At 74.8% G+C, this 15642-nt stretch carries 18 protein-coding genes and 1 pseudogene; 18 read left to right on the top strand and 1 reads right to left on the bottom strand.

Going from position 1 to position 15642, the window contains the following annotated elements; genetic code table 11:
• Positions 1–30 precede the first annotated feature (30 nt).
• The 10 genes from rimM (at position 31) to whiG (ending at position 8446) form a co-directional block, all read left to right on the top strand.
• Positions 31–588 carry a ribosome maturation factor RimM gene (gene rimM, locus HGCM_RS14450; protein ID WP_019137542.1) on the top strand — a complete coding sequence of 186 codons (558 nt, stop codon included), beginning with the start codon at positions 31–33 and terminating at the stop codon, positions 586–588.
• 3 nt (positions 589–591) lie between these two features.
• Complete coding sequence (trmD, locus tag HGCM_RS14445; RefSeq protein ID WP_019137541.1) at positions 592–1368, top strand: tRNA (guanosine(37)-N1)-methyltransferase TrmD; 777 nt, start codon at positions 592–594, stop codon at positions 1366–1368.
• Positions 1369–1606: 238 nt separating this feature from the next.
• Entirely contained in the window at positions 1607–1969 is a 363-nt protein-coding gene (rplS, locus tag HGCM_RS14440) for a 50S ribosomal protein L19 (protein ID WP_019137540.1), read from the top strand.
• 158 nt (positions 1970–2127) lie between these two features.
• The gene (lepB, locus tag HGCM_RS14435) at positions 2128–2913 is read left to right on the top strand and encodes a signal peptidase I (protein ID WP_019137539.1); all 786 of its coding nucleotides are present in this window, start codon (positions 2128–2130) and stop codon (positions 2911–2913) included.
• Positions 2910–3728: a ribonuclease HII gene (rnhB, locus tag HGCM_RS14430; protein ID WP_019137538.1), complete on the top strand. Its 819-nt coding sequence runs from the start codon at positions 2910–2912 to the stop codon at positions 3726–3728. Before lepB ends, rnhB begins: the two co-directional genes overlap by 4 nt.
• The gene (locus HGCM_RS14425; protein WP_019137537.1) at positions 3725–4054 is read left to right on the top strand and encodes a DUF2469 domain-containing protein; all 330 of its coding nucleotides are present in this window, start codon (positions 3725–3727) and stop codon (positions 4052–4054) included. Before rnhB ends, HGCM_RS14425 begins: the two co-directional genes overlap by 4 nt.
• Before the next feature lie 115 nt (positions 4055–4169).
• Positions 4170–4526 (top strand): YraN family protein, encoded by a 357-nt coding sequence (locus HGCM_RS14420; RefSeq protein ID WP_019137536.1) that lies wholly within the window; start codon positions 4170–4172, stop codon positions 4524–4526.
• A complete protein-coding gene (locus tag HGCM_RS14415) occupies positions 4527–6050 on the top strand; it encodes a YifB family Mg chelatase-like AAA ATPase (RefSeq protein ID WP_019137535.1) in 1524 nt (507 codons plus the stop codon).
• 50 nt (positions 6051–6100) lie between these two features.
• On the top strand, positions 6101–7255 hold the full coding sequence (gene dprA / locus HGCM_RS14410) for a DNA-processing protein DprA (RefSeq protein WP_019137534.1): 1155 nt from the start codon (positions 6101–6103) through the stop codon (positions 7253–7255).
• Positions 7256–7567: 312 nt separating this feature from the next.
• A complete protein-coding gene (gene whiG, locus HGCM_RS14405) occupies positions 7568–8446 on the top strand; it encodes an RNA polymerase sigma factor WhiG (protein ID WP_147572870.1) in 879 nt (292 codons plus the stop codon).
• 88 nt (positions 8447–8534) lie between these two features.
• Here the strand turns inward: whiG and HGCM_RS18420 are convergent, their stop codons facing one another.
• On the bottom strand, positions 8535–9185 hold the full coding sequence (locus tag HGCM_RS18420; protein ID WP_019137532.1) for a murein hydrolase activator EnvC family protein: 651 nt from the start codon (positions 9183–9185) through the stop codon (positions 8535–8537).
• Between the two features lie 399 nt (positions 9186–9584).
• On the opposite strand from HGCM_RS18420, the gene rpsB reads away from it, so the two are divergent.
• The 8 genes and pseudogenes from rpsB to HGCM_RS18415 form a co-directional block, all read left to right on the top strand.
• On the top strand, positions 9585–10493 hold the full coding sequence (gene rpsB, locus HGCM_RS14395; protein WP_019137531.1) for a 30S ribosomal protein S2: 909 nt from the start codon (positions 9585–9587) through the stop codon (positions 10491–10493).
• Between the two features lie 46 nt (positions 10494–10539).
• The gene (gene tsf, locus HGCM_RS14390; RefSeq protein ID WP_019137530.1) at positions 10540–11385 is read left to right on the top strand and encodes a translation elongation factor Ts; all 846 of its coding nucleotides are present in this window, start codon (positions 10540–10542) and stop codon (positions 11383–11385) included.
• A gap of 112 nt (positions 11386–11497) precedes the next feature.
• Positions 11498–12229, top strand: coding sequence for a UMP kinase (gene pyrH / locus HGCM_RS14385; RefSeq protein WP_026075494.1), 732 nt, complete (start codon positions 11498–11500; stop codon positions 12227–12229).
• Between the two features lie 74 nt (positions 12230–12303).
• Positions 12304–12861, top strand: coding sequence for a ribosome recycling factor (gene frr / locus HGCM_RS14380; RefSeq protein WP_019137528.1), 558 nt, complete (start codon positions 12304–12306; stop codon positions 12859–12861).
• Positions 12861–13703, top strand: coding sequence for a phosphatidate cytidylyltransferase (locus HGCM_RS14375; RefSeq protein ID WP_019137527.1), 843 nt, complete (start codon positions 12861–12863; stop codon positions 13701–13703). Before frr ends, HGCM_RS14375 begins: the two co-directional genes overlap by 1 nt.
• A 40-nt stretch (positions 13704–13743) precedes the next feature.
• Complete coding sequence (rlmN, locus tag HGCM_RS14370; RefSeq protein ID WP_019137526.1) at positions 13744–14871, top strand: dual-specificity RNA methyltransferase RlmN; 1128 nt, start codon at positions 13744–13746, stop codon at positions 14869–14871.
• On the top strand, positions 14868–15422 hold the full coding sequence (locus HGCM_RS14365; RefSeq protein ID WP_019137525.1) for a DivIVA domain-containing protein: 555 nt from the start codon (positions 14868–14870) through the stop codon (positions 15420–15422). Before rlmN ends, HGCM_RS14365 begins: the two co-directional genes overlap by 4 nt.
• A pseudogene (locus HGCM_RS18415) lies at positions 15419–15642 on the top strand (1-deoxy-D-xylulose-5-phosphate reductoisomerase); the annotation flags it as partial. The gene HGCM_RS14365 and the pseudogene HGCM_RS18415, both read left to right, overlap by 4 nt.

The raw sequence follows: 15642 nt of genomic DNA, 5'->3' as shown, positions 1-15642 counted from the left end.
TCCCCGCCGCCGGACGAACGAGGAGGACTGGTGCAGCTGACTGTCGCCCGCATCGGGCGCGCGCACGGACTGCGTGGCGAGGTGGCGCTGGACCTGCGGACCGACTCGGCCCCCGACCGGCTCGCCGTCGGCTCCCGCCTGCGCACCGAGCCCGCGGGGGCGGGGCCGCTGACGATCGCCCGGACCCGGGTGCAGCAGGGCCGCTGGTACGTCGCCTTCGAAGGTGTGGCGGACCGCACCGCGGCCGAGGCGCTGCGCGGCGTCGAGCTCGTCGTCGACGCGCCGGCGTCCGACGAGGACGACGCCTGGTACCCGCACGAGCTCGCGGGGCTGCGCGCGGAGCACGTCGACGGTCGCGTGGTGGGCGAGGTCGTCGGGCTCGAGCACTCGCCCGCGCACGACCTGCTCGTCGTCCGGGAGCCCGACGGGGCCCGGACCCTCGTCCCCTTCGTCCGGGAGATCGTCCCGGTGGTGGACGTCCCCGGGGGCCGCGTGGTGCTGGACCCGCCCGGCGGCCTGCTCGCGTCCGACGCGGCGAACCTCGTCGTCTCCGAGGAGACCACGGGGACCGACGAGCAGGACGGCTGAGCGGTGCGCGTCGACGTCGTCTCGATCTTCCCCGAGTACCTCGCGCCGCTCGGGCTCTCGCTCGTCGGCAAGGCCCGCACGGCCGGTCTGCTCGACCTGCGCGTGCACGACCTGCGCGACTGGACGACCGACCGCCACCGGACCGTCGACGACACGCCGTTCGGCGGCGGCGCCGGCATGGTGATGCGTCCGGACGTGTGGGGTCGGGCGCTCGACGACGTCGTCGACGAGGGCACCGTGCTCGTCGTCCCCACGCCCGCCGGCGAGCCGTTCACGCAGCGGACGGCCGAGTCCCTCGCGGGGGAGCGGCACCTCGTCGTCGCGTGCGGGCGGTACGAGGGCATCGACGCGCGCGTGGCCGAGCGCTACGCGGCCCGGCCCGGCGTGCGGGTGGTGGAGCTGTCGATCGGCGACTACGTGCTCAACGGCGGCGAGGTGGCGGCGCTCGTCGTCGTCGAGGCCGTCGGCCGGCTGCTGCCCGGCGTCGTCGGGAACCCCGAGTCGCTGGTCGAAGAGTCGCACGGCGCCGCCGGGCTGCTGGAGTACCCGGTGTACACCAAGCCCCCGTCGTGGGAGGGCCTCGACGTGCCGGACGTGCTGCTGTCCGGGCACCACGGCCGGGTCGCCCGGTGGCGCCGGGACCGGGCGCTCGAGCGGACGGCGCAGCGGCGGCCGGACCTCCTCGAGCGCCTCGACCCCGCGGTGCTCGACGCGGCGGACCTCGCCGTGCTGGCGGGTCTGGGCTGGACCCCGCAGGGCGGGCGGCTCGTCCGGGTCTGACGCGCGGGTGTGACGCACGGCCGCGGCCCGGGATTGGATCCGGGAACCGGCGCTGTGGCAGAATCGTGCGCTGGTGCGCTTCGGCCGCGTCTCTGCCACAGGGGAGACGACCACGGTCAGACCCCGCGGGCTCGTCCCACGGACACGCCCCGGAACCAGACCACGGGACGCCCGACACGCACGTGCGGCGCCCTCGGAGACGTTCCTGACCTGTGGCAGGGCGGGAAAGCGACACATCATGCACACGCTGGACAGCATCGACGCAGCCTCGCTGCGCACCGACGTCCCGGAGTTCCGTCCCGGCGACACCGTCAAGGTCAACGTCAAGGTCGTCGAGGGCAACCGCTCGCGCATCCAGGCCTTCCAGGGCGTCGTCATCGCCCGCCAGGGCGCGGGCGTCCGCGAGACGTTCACGGTCCGCAAGATCAGCTTCCAGGTCGGCGTCGAGCGCACGTTCCCCGTGCACACCCCCTCGATCGAGTCGGTCGAGGTGATCACCCGCGGTGACGTCCGCCGCGCGAAGCTGTACTACCTGCGCAAGCTGCGCGGCAAGAAGGCGAAGATCCGCGAGAAGCGCGACAACGCGCCGAAGCAGGCCTGAGGCTCGAGCCTCCGACGGGCGGTCACCTCCGACGAGGTGGCCGCCCGTCGTCGTGCACGGACGGCGTCGTGCGGCCCGACCGCGCAGGGCCTGTGAATCGCCGCGGACGGCGCGGTGCGCGTACGCGACGCACCCGGCCTCGTGCGAGAGTTGTCCGCGTGAGCGACCCGACCGAGCAGTGGCCCGCACGCGAGCACGTGGACACGGGGCGCACCGTGTCCGGCGACCCGCCGCCGCGCCACGCCGCCGACCCGGAGCGGGCCGCGAGCCGCGGCGGCTTCGGGGCGCTCGTGCGGGAGACCGCGATCATCCTCATCAGCGCGCTGGTCCTGTCGCTGATCGTCAAGACCTTCTTCGTCCAGGCCTTCTTCATCCCGAGCGAGTCGATGGAGAACACGTTCGTCCAGGACGACCGCATCCTGGTGAGCAAGCTGACGCCGGGCCCGTTCGAGCTGCGCCGGGGCGACATCGTGGTCTTCAAGGACCCGGCGGACTGGCTGCAGTCGGTGCCGAAGCCCGACCCCGGGCCGGTGCGCGGCGCGATCAACGACATGCTCACGTTCATCGGCCTGTACCCGCAGGACGCGGGCGAGCACCTCGTCAAGCGGGTCATCGGGCTGCCGGGGGACCGGGTGGCGTGCGAGGGGCCGGGCGAGCCCGTCACGGTGAACGGCGTCCCGATCGACGAGCCCTACCTCAAGCCGGGCTCCCAGCCGAGCCAGATGGCGTTCGACACCGTCGTCCCGCAGGGCGGCATCTGGGTCATGGGGGACAACCGCCAGCACTCGGGCGACTCGCGCGTCCACATGGACGAGGCGGGCGGCGGGTCCGTCCCGATCGCCAACGTCGTCGGCGTCGCGTTCGTCCTCGTGTTCCCGTTCGACCGGGCGACCGTGCTGCACAACCCGTCCGACACCTTCGCGGACGTGCCGGACCCGTCGTGAGCGTCGAGGAGCTCGGACGCGTCGAGGCGCCGCCGGCGCCTCGTGCGGTGCCGCGCCGCGCGGAGCCGGCCCGCCGCACCGGCCCGCACCTGCGGCACGAGCGCGTGCTCCTGCGCGACGGCGCGCGCCTGCTGGCCGGCATGGACGAGGTCGGCCGCGGGTCCCTCGCCGGGCCGGTGAGCGTGGGGGTGGTCGTCGTCGACGCCCGCACCCGCACGGCTCCGCAGGGCGTGGCGGACTCGAAGCTGCTCACCCCGGCGGCCCGCACGGCGCTGCTGCCCGCGCTGCGGCGGTGGGGCGTCGCGCGGGCGGTCGGCCACGCGAGCGCCGACGAGATCGACGCGGTCGGGATCATCGCGGCGCTGCGCCTGGCGGGCCGGCGGGCGCTCGCGGCGGCGAGCGCGCAGGTCGGGCCCGTCGACGTCGTGCTCCTCGACGGCTCGCACGACTGGTTCACGGCACCGGCGCAGGGCGACCTCTTCGACGGCGACGAGCCGCAGGCCGTCGCGCCGCGCGTCCACGTGCGCGTGAAGGCCGACCGCACCTGCGCGAGCGTGGCCGCCGCGAGCGTGCTGGCCAAGTGCGAGCGCGACGCGATGATGGTCGAGCTCGCCGCGCAGCACCCGGCCTACCGCTGGGACGAGAACAAGGGCTACGCCTCGCCCGAGCACGTCGCGGCGCTGCGCGAGCACGGGCCCTGCGTCCTGCACCGCCGCTCGTGGCGCCTGCCCGGCACGGCCGCCTCCGAGGCCGACGTCGAGGACGTCGCGCGTGCGCTCGAGGCCACCGACCCATGGGGGATGATGGGCGCGTGAGTGCGGAGGACCTGGAGAACTACGAGACCGACATGGAGCTCGCGCTCTACCGCGAGTACCGGGACGTCGTCGGCCTGTTCTCGTACGTCGTGGAGACCGAGCGGCGCTTCTACCTGGCCAACCACGTGGACCTGCAGGTGCGCTCCGCCGCCGGCGAGGTGTACTTCGAGCTCGCGCTCGCCGACGCCTGGGTGTGGGACGTCTACCGCTCGGCGCGGTTCGTGAAGTCCGTGCGCGTCGTGACGTTCAAGGACGTCAACGTCGAGGAGCTCGCGAAGGCGGAGCTCGACCTCGGGGCGCCCGGAGCGCCCGGCTTCCCGCGCTGACGCCGGACGGCGAGCCGTCCACAGTCCCGCGGGCCGATCGTCGCGTCCCCGCGCTCGTGCGAGCGTCCGCGCGGGACGGCCCGCGTGCCCCAGCGTCGTGCACGGAGGTGGTCGCGTGCGCGTCAAGGACGCACTGGGAAGGTTCGGCGAGGGGCTCGTCGACGAGCACCTGCGCGGTCGGGGCTGGGAGGTGCTCGACCGCAACTGGCGCGGCACGGGCGGCGAGCTCGACCTCGTGGCGCTCGACGGCGCGGAGCTCGTCGTGGTCGAGGTCAAGACCCGGCGGTCGCTCGCGTTCGGGCACCCGGCCGAGGCCGTGACGGCACCCAAGCTCGCGCGCATCCGCCGGCTCGCGGGCCAGTGGCTCGCGGCGCACGAGGCACGGCCGGCGTCGGTGCGGGTGGACGTCGTCGCGGTGCTCGTCCCCCGGCGCGGCGCGCCGACGATCGAGCACCTCGTCGGGGTGGTCTGAGTGGCCCTCGGACGCACGCTCGGCGTCGCGCTCGTCGGCCTGGCCGGTCACGTCGTCGAGGTGGAGGCGCACCTGGCGGCGTCCATCCCTGCGTTCGCGCTCGTCGGGCTGCCGGACGCCGCGCTCGCCGAGAGCCGGGACCGGGTGCGGGCCGCGGTCTCGTCGTCGGGGCTGTCGTGGCCCCAGCGCCGGATCACCGTGAACCTCTCGCCCGCGTCGCTGCCCAAGTCCGGCTCGGGGTTCGACCTGGCGATCGCCGTCGCGACGCTCGCGGGGGCGGAGGTGGTCGACCCGTCCCGCGTGGAGCAGGTCGTCCACCTGGGGGAGCTCGGGCTCGACGGTCGCCTCCGGCCCGTTCGTGGCGTCCTGCCAGCGGTGGCGGCGGCCGTCGCCGCGGGGCGTCCTCGGGTGGTGGTCCCCGCCGCGAACGCGGCCGAGGCGCGGCTCGTCCCGGGCGCCGAGGTGGCCGCGGCGCTGACGCTGGCGCAGGTCGCCGCGTGGTACGGCGCCGAGGTCGAGGTACCGGACGTCGAGCCCCCGGCGCAGGGCCCGAGCGCCAGCCCTGCGGAGCGGAGCGCCCCCGACCTCGCGGACGTGCTCGGGCAGCCGGAGGCGCGCCGCGGGCTCGAGGTCGCCGCGGCCGGCGGCCACCACCTGCTCATGGTGGGGCCGCCCGGCACGGGGAAGACCCTGCTGGCGGCGCGGCTGCCGGGCCTGCTGCCGGACCTCGACGAGACGGACGCGGTGGAGGTCACGGCCGTCCACTCCGTCGCGGGCACGTTCGACGCCACCGGCGGCCTGCTGCGCCGGCCTCCGTTCGAGGACCCGCACCACACCGCGACGCCCGCGTCGGTCGTCGGCGGCGGGTCCGGGCTGCCACGGCCGGGCGCCGCGTCACGCGCGCACCGCGGCGTGCTGTTCCTCGACGAGGCGCCGGAGTTCAGCCCGTCCGTGCTGGAGACGCTGCGCCAGCCGCTGGAGAACGGCGAGCTCGTGCTGCACCGGGCGAACGGCACCGCCCGGTACCCGGCCCGGTTCCAGCTCGTCCTGGCGGCAAACCCCTGCCCGTGCGGGCGGGCGGTCGGCAAGGGCCTCGACTGCACGTGCCGCTCGGAGCAGCGCCGACGCTACTTCGGCAAGCTCTCCGGCCCGCTGCTGGACCGCGTCGACCTGCAGGTCGAGCTCGAGGACGCGCGGTCCGCGGCGCTGCCGGGGGAGAGCACCGCGGTGGTCGCGGCCCGCGTCGCGCAGGCCCGGGCCGCCGGCGCCGAGCGCCTGGCGGGCACGCCGTGGCGGACGAACGCGGAGGTGCCGGGGCCCTGGCTGCGCGAGCGGCTGGGCGCGGACCGCGCGCTCGTCGGCGACCTCGACCGGGCGCTGGACCGCGGGACGCTGAGCCTGCGGGGTGTGGACCGGGTGCTCCGGGTCGCCTGGACGCTCGCCGACCTCGGTGGTCGGCCGGCGCCGCGGCGTGCGGACGTCGGCCTGGCACTGCTGCTGCGCACCCGCGGGCAGGGCGCGTGAGCGCCTCGGTCGTGGACGAGAGGTCGGCACGCGCGGCGTGGAGCGCCCTGGTGGAGCCGGGCGACGAGGTCGCGGGGCTGCTCGTCGGGGCGATGGGCGGGCTCGGCGCCTGGCGCTGGCTCGCCGGCGTGCTGGCCGGTGCGGGCGACCCCGAGTGGCGCGCCGCGCAGGACGACGGGGCGCCGCAGCACCTGGACGGCGCGGCCCGCCCGGACCGTGCCCGGCTGGGGCGCGCGGTGCGCCGCTGGGCCGGCCGGTTCCCGACCGTGGACCCGCGCCGGGACCTCGAGCTGCTGGACCGCTGCGGCGGACGGCTGGTGGTGCCGGGCGACGACCTGTGGTGGCCCGGTCTCGACGACCTGGGTCCCGCCGCGCCGCCGTGCCTGTGGGTCAGGGGCGACCTGCCGCCCGAGGTGCCCGCGGTCGCGCTGGTCGGTGCGCGCGCGTCGACGACGTACGGCGAGCGGGTCGCCGTCGACCTGGCGTCCCGGCTCGCCGCGCTGGGCTGGTGCACCGTCTCCGGCGGGGCGTACGGGGTGGACGCCGCGGCCCACCGCGGGGCGCTCGCGGCCGGCGGCCGGACGGTCGTCGTGCTGGCCGGCGGTGTGGACCGTGCCTACCCGGCCGGCAACGCGCACCTGTTCGAGGCGGTGGTCGACGCGGGCGGCGCGGTCGTCTCCGAGGTCCCGCCGGGCGCCGTGCCGACGCGCAGCCGGTTCCTCCAGCGCAACAGGGTGATCGCGGCCGGCACCGCGGCGACGGTCGTGGTCGAGGCGGCGTGGCGTTCCGGCGCCATCAGCACCGCGCGCCACGCGGCGCGCCTGCTGCGGCCGGTGGGTGCCGTGCCGGGCCCCGTCACGTCGGTCGCCTCGGCCGGGTGCCACCGCCTGCTGCGCGAGGGCCTGGCGGTGTGCGTCACGGACGCCGACGAGGTGGTCGAGCTCGCCGCGGCGGTCGGCGGGCACCTCGCCCCGGAGCGGGGCGCCGGCCGGCTGGAGACCGACGGCCTCGACGAGCCGGCGCGCCTCGTGCACGGAGCGCTGCGGCGTCGGGTGGGCTCGGGCGTCGACGAGCTGGCCGCGCGGGCGGGGGTGGCACGCGCGGCCGCGGAGGTGGCTCTGGGCACCCTCGAGCTCGCCGGGCTCGCGAGGCGTAGCGGACGATCCTGGGTGCTGGCTGGGACCTCGCAAGCCACGAGCGGGTGAATTAAATCGGACGCATCGGAAATACCGCTCGGTGAATCGGACAATCGACCCGGAAACGCCCGTGCGTTAGGCCGATGTGATGAATAGCGGACTTGTTTCGCCGTCTGTGACACGTCACTCTCGCTCCATGAACGTGGCGGATGTCACGCAGACGGACCCTCGCAAAGCCCGTCGACGTGACATCCCGGCCGCCGGAGCTCTCCGCACCATCGCCGGTGCGGACGGCCGAGACGGTCCGCCGAGCAGGTCTCCTCTCGGGTCCGGTCAGGTACGCCCCCTCCCGCACCTGTGCACGACCGAATGGAGTCCGCGATGACGACGACCCACGTGCAGGCACCTGCCGCGTGGCGCCTGCGCCTCGCCGGTGGCACGGCGCCCGAGGGCGTCATCCCGCAGCAGCGCCGCCACGCCGAGACGACCGTCGACGAGACGGACGCGCTCTCCGCCCTGTGGACCTCGTTCAAGACCACCGGCTCGCCGGCGGCGCGCGAGCGGCTGATCCTGCACTACGCCCCGCTGGTCTCCGCGGTGGCCGGCCGGGTCGGCATGCGGCTCCCCAGCTCCGTGGAGCAGGCCGACCTCGTCTCGTACGGGATGTTCGGCCTCATCGACGCGATCGAGAAGTACCAGACGGACCGTGCCGTGAAGTTCGAGTCGTACGCCTCCTCGCGCATCCGCGGCGCGATCATCGACGAGCTGCGCGCCATGGACTGGGTGCCGCGCTCGGTGCGGACGAAGGCGCGCTCGATCGACCGCGCGTACGCCGAGCTCGAGTCGTCGCTGCACCGGGCGCCGACGGAGCAGGAGCTCGCCGCGCACCTCGAGATCCCCGTGGCGGAGCTCCGCAGCGTGCACTCCCAGCTCTCGACGGTGAACGTCGCCGCCCTCGACGAGCTGCTCGGCGGCTCCGAGGACCGCGCCGGCCTCTCCCTGGGCGACACGCTCGGCGACGAGCGTGCGGCCGACCCCGCCGGCGAGGTGGACGCCGCCGAGACCAAGTACCTGCTGGCCCGCGCGGTCGAGCAGCTGAGCGAGCGCGAGCGCGTCGTCGTCGTCCTCTACTACTACGAGGGCATGACGCTCGCCGAGATCGGCCGCGTGCTGGGCGTCACCGAGTCCCGCGTCTCGCAGATGCACACCGCGGCGATGCTGCGGCTGCGCACGCGCCTGGTGGACGCCGAGCGCGCCTGACCGAGGGCCCCGACCGTCCGGACCGCCGCTCCCGAGCTGTCGGGGGCGGCGGCGCCGTGTCCGCGGCGGACGTCCGGGTGCCGCCCGCTCAGGCGTGCACGGGCAGGAGGACGGGCGGCCCCCGGCCGTCGAGCAGCGCCAGCGGGTCGACGTACCGCTCGGCGCCGTGCCGCGGCTCGCGCACGCCCCAGTGCAGGCAGGACGCCGGTGCGCAGTGCGGACCCTCGACGTCGCCGGGCTCCTGGAGCCTGCCGAGGGCCTGACCCGCGCGCACCCGGTCGCCCGCACGGACCGCGGCCGCGACCGGCTCCACGGACGACCGCCGCCCGTCCGCGTGGAGCACCGTGACGACGCCTCGCCCCGCGACCGGCCCGGCGAAGGTGACGACGCCCGCGGCGGGGGCGAGGACGGCCTCGCCGGGCGCCGCGGCGAGGTCGACTCCCCGGTGCCCCGGCGACCAGCGACGGACGGGCGGGTCGAACCGGCGCAGGACGTCGGGCAGGGCGCGCGCCGGACGGTCGAGCGGCAGCGCGTAGGACGGGCGGTCCACGTCGGCGGGGGCGGTGCTCGTCGGGCGCTCGTCGTCGGCGGCGACCGCTCCCGCGGCGGAGACGGTCAACGCCGCCGCAGCCGCGAGGAGGCCGCCGAGCACGGCCGCCCGCGCGCGGCGGGGGAGCGCGACGGGCGAGCGGTCGGTCACGCGGCCGCCGCCCGGGCGGCGGAGGTGGCTGGGCGTCATGACCCCACGGTGCGGGCTGCGCCGGCGCCCGGGCGGGTACGGGTGCCACGGGGGTGGACGGGCGGCGACGAGGCCGTGGCTGGGGACGGCTCGACGGCGGGATCGACGCCCGCGACCCGCGTGCGAGGGCCGTTGCCGGGATCCGCTAGACTTCACGCTGCGACCGGTCCGTGCCGGTCGACTTCGCGCGCCATCCACCCGGCTCGCCACCGCTCCGCCCGGTCCGCCGGACGGGTCCGGTGCGGCCGGGGTCGTCGCCGCAACGGTCCGGGCCCAGCCCGGCGCGGCAGCGACATGGCGCCAGGGGCCCCGACGCCGTCGGAGCCGACAACCGCATCGCGGGCCTCGGGGCCCGCTCGTCGTCGCGCGCACGCTCCGTGCGCGCCGGAAGGACGTGCCATGGCCGTCGTGACCATGCGCCAGCTGCTCGAGAGCGGTGTCCACTTCGGGCACCAGACCCGCCGGTGGAACCCGAAGATGAAGCGCTTCATCTTCACCGAGCGCAACGGCATCTACATCGTCGACCTGCAGCAGTCGCTGTCGTACATCGACCGGGCCTACGACTTCGTGTCGCAGACCGTCGCGCACGGCGGCAGCATCCTGTTCGTCGGCACGAAGAAGCAGGCGCAGGAGCCGGTCGCCGAGCAGGCCGCCCGCGTCGGCATGCCCTACGTGAACCAGCGCTGGCTGGGCGGCATGCTCACCAACTTCTCGACCGTCCACAAGCGCCTGCAGCGCCTCAAGGAGCTCGAGCAGATCGACTTCGACGACGTCGCGGCCTCCGGCCTGACGAAGAAGGAGCTGCTCGTCCTGCGCCGCGAGAAGGACAAGCTCGCGAAGACGCTCGGCGGCATCCGCGACATGGCCAAGGTGCCCTCGGCGATCTGGGTCGTCGACACCAACAAGGAGCACCTGGCCGTCGACGAGGCGCGCAAGCTGGGCATCCCGGTCGTCGCGATCCTCGACACCAACTGCGACCCCGACCTCGTCGACTACCCGATCCCGGGCAACGACGACGCGATCCGTGCCGTCCAGCTGCTCACCCGCGTGATCGCCGACGCGGCCGCCGACGGCCTGCTCAAGCGCCACTCGGGCCGCACCGCGGCGACCGAGGGCGCCGAGCCCGAGGCCGAGCCGCTGGCCGAGTGGGAGCGCGAGCTGCTCGCCGGCGCCGAGGCGCAGGTCCAGCAGAGCGAGTCCGCCGCCGCCCCCGCGGCCGTGCAGGCCGAGGCGCCGACGGCTGCCGAGGCCGTGACCACGGACGCGCCGGCGCAGGAGGCCGCTGCCGCGGCCGACGACGCCGAGTGACGTCGCCCACCCGAAGCATCCTCCGACCACAGAACGGAACCGACTGATGGCGAACTACTCGCTCCAGGACATCAAGGACCTGCGCGAGAAGACCGGTGCCGGCATGCTCGACGTCAAGAAGGCGCTCGAGGAGGCCGACGGCGACGCGGACAAGGCGCTCGAGATCATCCGGGTCAAGGGCCTCAAGGGTGTCGGCAAGCGCGAGGGCCGTGCGGCCTCCGACGGTCTCGTCGCGGCGCACGTCGGCCCGACCGCCGACGGCGAGGGCCAGACGGCCGTCCTGCTCGAGGTCAACTCGGAGACGGACTTCGTCGCGAAGAGCCAGGCGTTCATCTCGCTGGCCGACCGCGTGCTCGCCGCCGCGGTGGCGACGGGCGCCCGTGACGCGGACGCGCTCACCGGCGCGGAGTACGAGGGCACGACCGTCCAGGGCATCGTCGACGAGACGGCCGCCACGCTCGGCGAGCGCGTCGTCGTGCGCCGCCTCGCGCGGGTCGCCGGCGAGCACGTCGAGGTCTACCTGCACAAGGTGAACAAGGACCTGCCCCCGCAGGTCGGCGTGCTGGTCGCGACGGACGCCGCGGGCGCCTCCGTGGCCCGCGACGTGGCGACGCACATCGCCGCGTTCTCGCCGCAGTACCTCACGCGCGACGAGGTCCCGGCCGACACGGTCGAGTCCGAGCGCAAGATCGCCGAGGAGACGGCACGCAACGAGGGCAAGCCCGAGGCCGCGCTGCCGAAGATCGTCGAGGGGCGCCTCACGGGCTTCTTCAAGGAGAACGTGCTGCTCGACCAGCCGTTCGCCAAGGACAGCAAGAAGTCGGTCGGCCAGGTGCTCCAGGAGGCCGGCGGCACCGTCACCGGCTTCGTGCGGTACCGCGTCGGCGCCTGACGCCTCACGACGGTGGCCCCGTCCCGCTCGGGTCGGGGCCACCGTCGCACCCGCGTCCGCACGCCGCGGACGCGCGCAGCAGGACCAGCCGTCGACGCACCCAGGAGGACCCGTGAGCCAGGACAGCACCGCGACATGGACCCGGCGAGTGCTCCTCAAGCTCTCGGGCGAGACCTTCGGCGGGGGTGACGTCGGCCTCGCCGCCGACGTGGTGCAGCGGGTCGCCGCCGAGATCGCCGTGGCCGTCCGGTCGGGCGTGCAGGTCGCGATCGTCGTCGGTGGCGGCAACTTCTTCCGCGGTGCCGAGCTCTCCTCGCGCGGCCTGGACCGCGCGCGCGCCGACTACATGGGCATGCTGGGCACCGTCATGAACTGCCTCGCCCTGCAGGACTTCCTCGAGCAGGCGGGCGTCAGCACGCGCGTGCAGACCGCGATCACCATGGGCCAGGTCGCGGAGCCTTACATCCCGCTGCGCGCCATCCGGCACATGGAGAAGGGCCGCGTCGTCATCTTCGGCGCCGGCGCCGGCATGCCGTACTTCTCGACCGACACGGTGTGCGTGCAGCGGGCGCTCGAGACGCACTGCGACGAGGTCCTCATGGGCAAGAACGGCGTGGACGGCGTCTACACGGCGGACCCCCGCAAGGACCCGACGGCGACGCTGCTCGACCACGTCACGTACACCGAGGCGCTCGTCGAGGGGCTCGCGGTGATGGACCAGACCGCCCTGAGCCTCGCGCGGGACAACGACGTGCGGATGCGCGTGTTCGGGCTGGAGGAGCACGGCAACGTCACGCGGGCCCTCGAGGGTGAGAAGATCGGCACGCTGGTCACCGCGAGCTGACCGGTCGCGACGCCCCCCGCGTCGCGACGACGGCGAGCACGACCCGGACCCCACGAGCACACCAAGGAGCAGCGGTGATCGACGAGACTCTCTTCGAGGCCGAGGAGAAGATGGACAAGGCCGTCGAGGTGGCCAAGGACGACTTCGGCACCATCCGCACCGGCCGGGCCAACGCGGCGATGTTCTCGAAGATCGTCGTCGACTACTACGGCGCCCCGACCCCGCTGCAGCAGCTCGCGTCGTTCAACGTCGTCGAGGCCCGCACCATCCTCATCAGCCCGTTCGACAAGTCGTCGATGGCGGCGATCGAGAAGGCGCTGCGCGACTCCGACCTCGGTGTGAACCCGAACAACGACGGCAACGTCATCCGCATCGTCCTGCCCGCCCTCACCGAGGAGCGGCGCAAGGACTTCGTCAAGCTCGCGAAGCACAAGGCCGAGGACGCCCGCGTCTCGGTGCGCAACATCCGCCGCCGCGCCAAGGAGGAGCTCGACCGCATCGTCAAGGACGGTGAGGCGGGCGAGGACGAGGTCGTGCGCGCGGAGAAGGAGCTCGAGGCGCTGACGAAGAAGCACGTCGACCTCATCGACACCCTGCTCTCCGCCAAGGAGAGCGAGCTGCTCGAGGTCTGATGACCGAGCTCGCAGCACCCGCCACCAGCCGCCGCGGCCGGGACCTGCCGGTCGCGGTCGGCGTCGGCGTCGGCCTCCTGGTCGTCGTCGTGGCGTCGCTGTTCATCGTCAAGGAGGCGTTCGTCGTCCTGGCGGTGCTCGCCGTGGGCGCGGCGCTGTGGGAGCTGGCGCAGGCCTTCACGCGGCGGGGCATCCACCTGCCGCTGCTGCCGCTGCTCGTCGGCTCCGTCGGCATCCTGGTCTCCGCCTACACGGCCGGCCCGGAGGCGCTGTTCGTCGCGTTCATGCTGACCGTCGGCGGCGCGGTGATCTGGCGGGTCCTGGACGGCAGCGGCCAGCCCGCGCTGCGGGACGCGACCGGCGCCGCCTTCGCGGCGGCGTACGTGCCCTTCCTCGGCGGGTTCGTCATGCTCATGCTCGCCGCGCCCGACGGGCCGGCCCGCGTGCTCCTGTTCATCCTGCTGCCGGTCGCCAGCGACACCGGCGGCTACGTCGTCGGCAGCCTGCTCGGCCGGCACCCGCTGGCACCGTCGGTCAGTCCCAAGAAGTCGTGGGAGGGGCTGATCGGCTCGGTCGTCCTCGCCTGCGTCGTCGGCGTCGTCGGGGTCCAGCTGGGGTTCGGCGCCGAGCCGGTCGCCGGCGTGGTCCTCGGGCTCGCCACGGTGGCCACGGCGACGTTCGGCGACCTCGCCGAGTCGATGCTCAAGCGCGACCTCGAGCTCAAGGACATGGGCCGCCTCGTCCCGGGTCACGGCGGCCTCCTCGACCGGCTCGACTCGCTCCTCCTCACCGCCCCGGCGGTCTACCTGCTCCTGGCGTGGCTCGTCCCCGTGGTCGCCTGACCCGAGCCGCTCCGCCCCGTCTCACGAAGGGGGTGCGCCCGTGACCGGGACGCCCGTCACTCTCGACCTGTCCTCGCCGTCGCGGGGTCCGCGCGGCAAGCCGCCGCGCCACTTCGTCGACCTCACGCCCGAGCAGCGCGTCGCCGCGGTGACCGAGCTCGGCGAGAAGCCGTTCCGGGCCAAGCAGCTCGCGACGCACTACTTCACGCACCTGACGGCCAGCGCCGACGCGATGACCGACCTGCCGAAGGCGTCGCGCGACCGGCTCGTGGGCGACCTGTTCCCGCAGCTGCTCACCAAGGTCCGGACGATGACCGCCGACGGCGGCACGACGGTCAAGACGCTGTGGCACCTGTTCGACGGCGCCAAGGTCGAGTCCGTCCTCATGCGCTACCCGGGCCGCTCGACGCTCTGCATCTCGAGCCAGGCGGGGTGCGGGCTCGCGTGCGCGTTCTGCGCGACCGGCAAGATGGGCCTGCTGCGCAACCTCTCGACGGCGGAGATCGTCGAGCAGGTGCGCGAGGCGGCGCGCGCGCTCGCCGCGGGCGAGGTGCCCGGCGGCCCCGGGCGGCTGACCAACGTCGTCTTCATGGGCATGGGCGAGCCGCTCGCGAACTACAAGGCCGTGATGGAGACCGTGCGCAGGCTCGTCGCCCCGGCCCCGGACGGGCTCGGCATGTCGGCACGCAACGTCACCGTCTCGACGGTCGGCATGGTGCCGGCGATGGACCGGCTCGCGGACGAGGGCATCCCGGTGACCCTCGCGCTGTCGCTGCACGCGCCGGACGACGAGCTGCGCAGCGAGCTGGTGCCCGTCAACACCCGCTGGAGCGTCGACGAGGCGATCGACTCGGCCCACCGGTACTTCGAGCGGACCGGACGACGCGTGTCCATCGAGTACGCGCTGATCCGCGACGTGAACGACCACGCCTGGCGGGCCGACCTCCTGGGGGAGAAGCTCAACGCGCGCGGCAAGGGCTGGGTGCACTGCAACCCGATCCCGCTCAACCCGGTGCCGGGCTCGCGGTGGACGGCGAGCGATCCCGCGGTCGAGCAGGAGTTCGTGGCACGCTTGCGTGCGCACGGCATCCCGACGACCGTCCGGGACACGCGCGGCAGCGAGATCGACGGCGCCTGCGGGCAGCTCGCAGCGGAGGAGACCAGGTGAGCGACGGCATGTTCCGGACCGTGTCGGGCCTGCGGTCGGGCTACGACCCGGACGAGGTCGACGAGTTCTTCGCGCACGCCCGCGCGCTGTACGAGACGGGCCCGGCGAGCGAGCTGTCGGGCAAGGAGGTCCGCGGCGTCGCGTTCGACATGGTGCGGGGCGGCTACGTCCCGGCCGCCGTGGACGCGGCGCTGGACCGGCTGGAGTCGGCGTTCGTCGCCCGGGCCCGGGCGGACTACGTCGGCCGGCACGGCCAGCAGGGGTGGATGGAGCGGCTCGGCGAGCAGGCGCGCACGCTCTACGGCCGCCTCGGCCGGCCGGACGGTGACCGGTTCGCACCGCCGGAAGGGCGCCAGCAGGGCTACGAGCCCGCCGACGTCGACGAGCTCTGCCACCGGCTCATCGCCTACTTCGACAAGGGCGCGCCCCTGTCGGCCGCCGAGGTGCGGACGGCGACGTTCCGCCGCCGCAAGGGACGCAACGCGTACGCCGAGCCGCCGGTCGACGCGTTCTTCGCGCGGGCCGTCGAGGTCCTGCTCGGCGTCGAGTGAGCGCGACGAGCGCGAGCGGCGAGGCGTCGCGGCGCCGCAGCGTCGTCCTGCTCGGCTCGACCGGGTCGATCGGGACGCAGGCCATCGACGTCGTCCTGCGCCACCCCGACCGGTTCGAGGTCGTCGGGCTGAGCGCGGGCGGCGGCGACGTCGACGCGCTGGTGGCGCAAGCGCTGCGGCTCGGCGTCGGGACGGTCGCGGTCGCGCGGGCCGACGCCGC

This window comes from Cellulomonas massiliensis JC225, assembly GCF_000312005.1.
Taxonomy (GTDB): Bacteria; Actinomycetota; Actinomycetes; order Actinomycetales; family Cellulomonadaceae; genus Cellulomonas; species Cellulomonas massiliensis.
The sequence above is the reverse complement of the archived record's forward strand: the minus strand, read 5'-3'. Positions and strand labels throughout refer to the sequence as shown.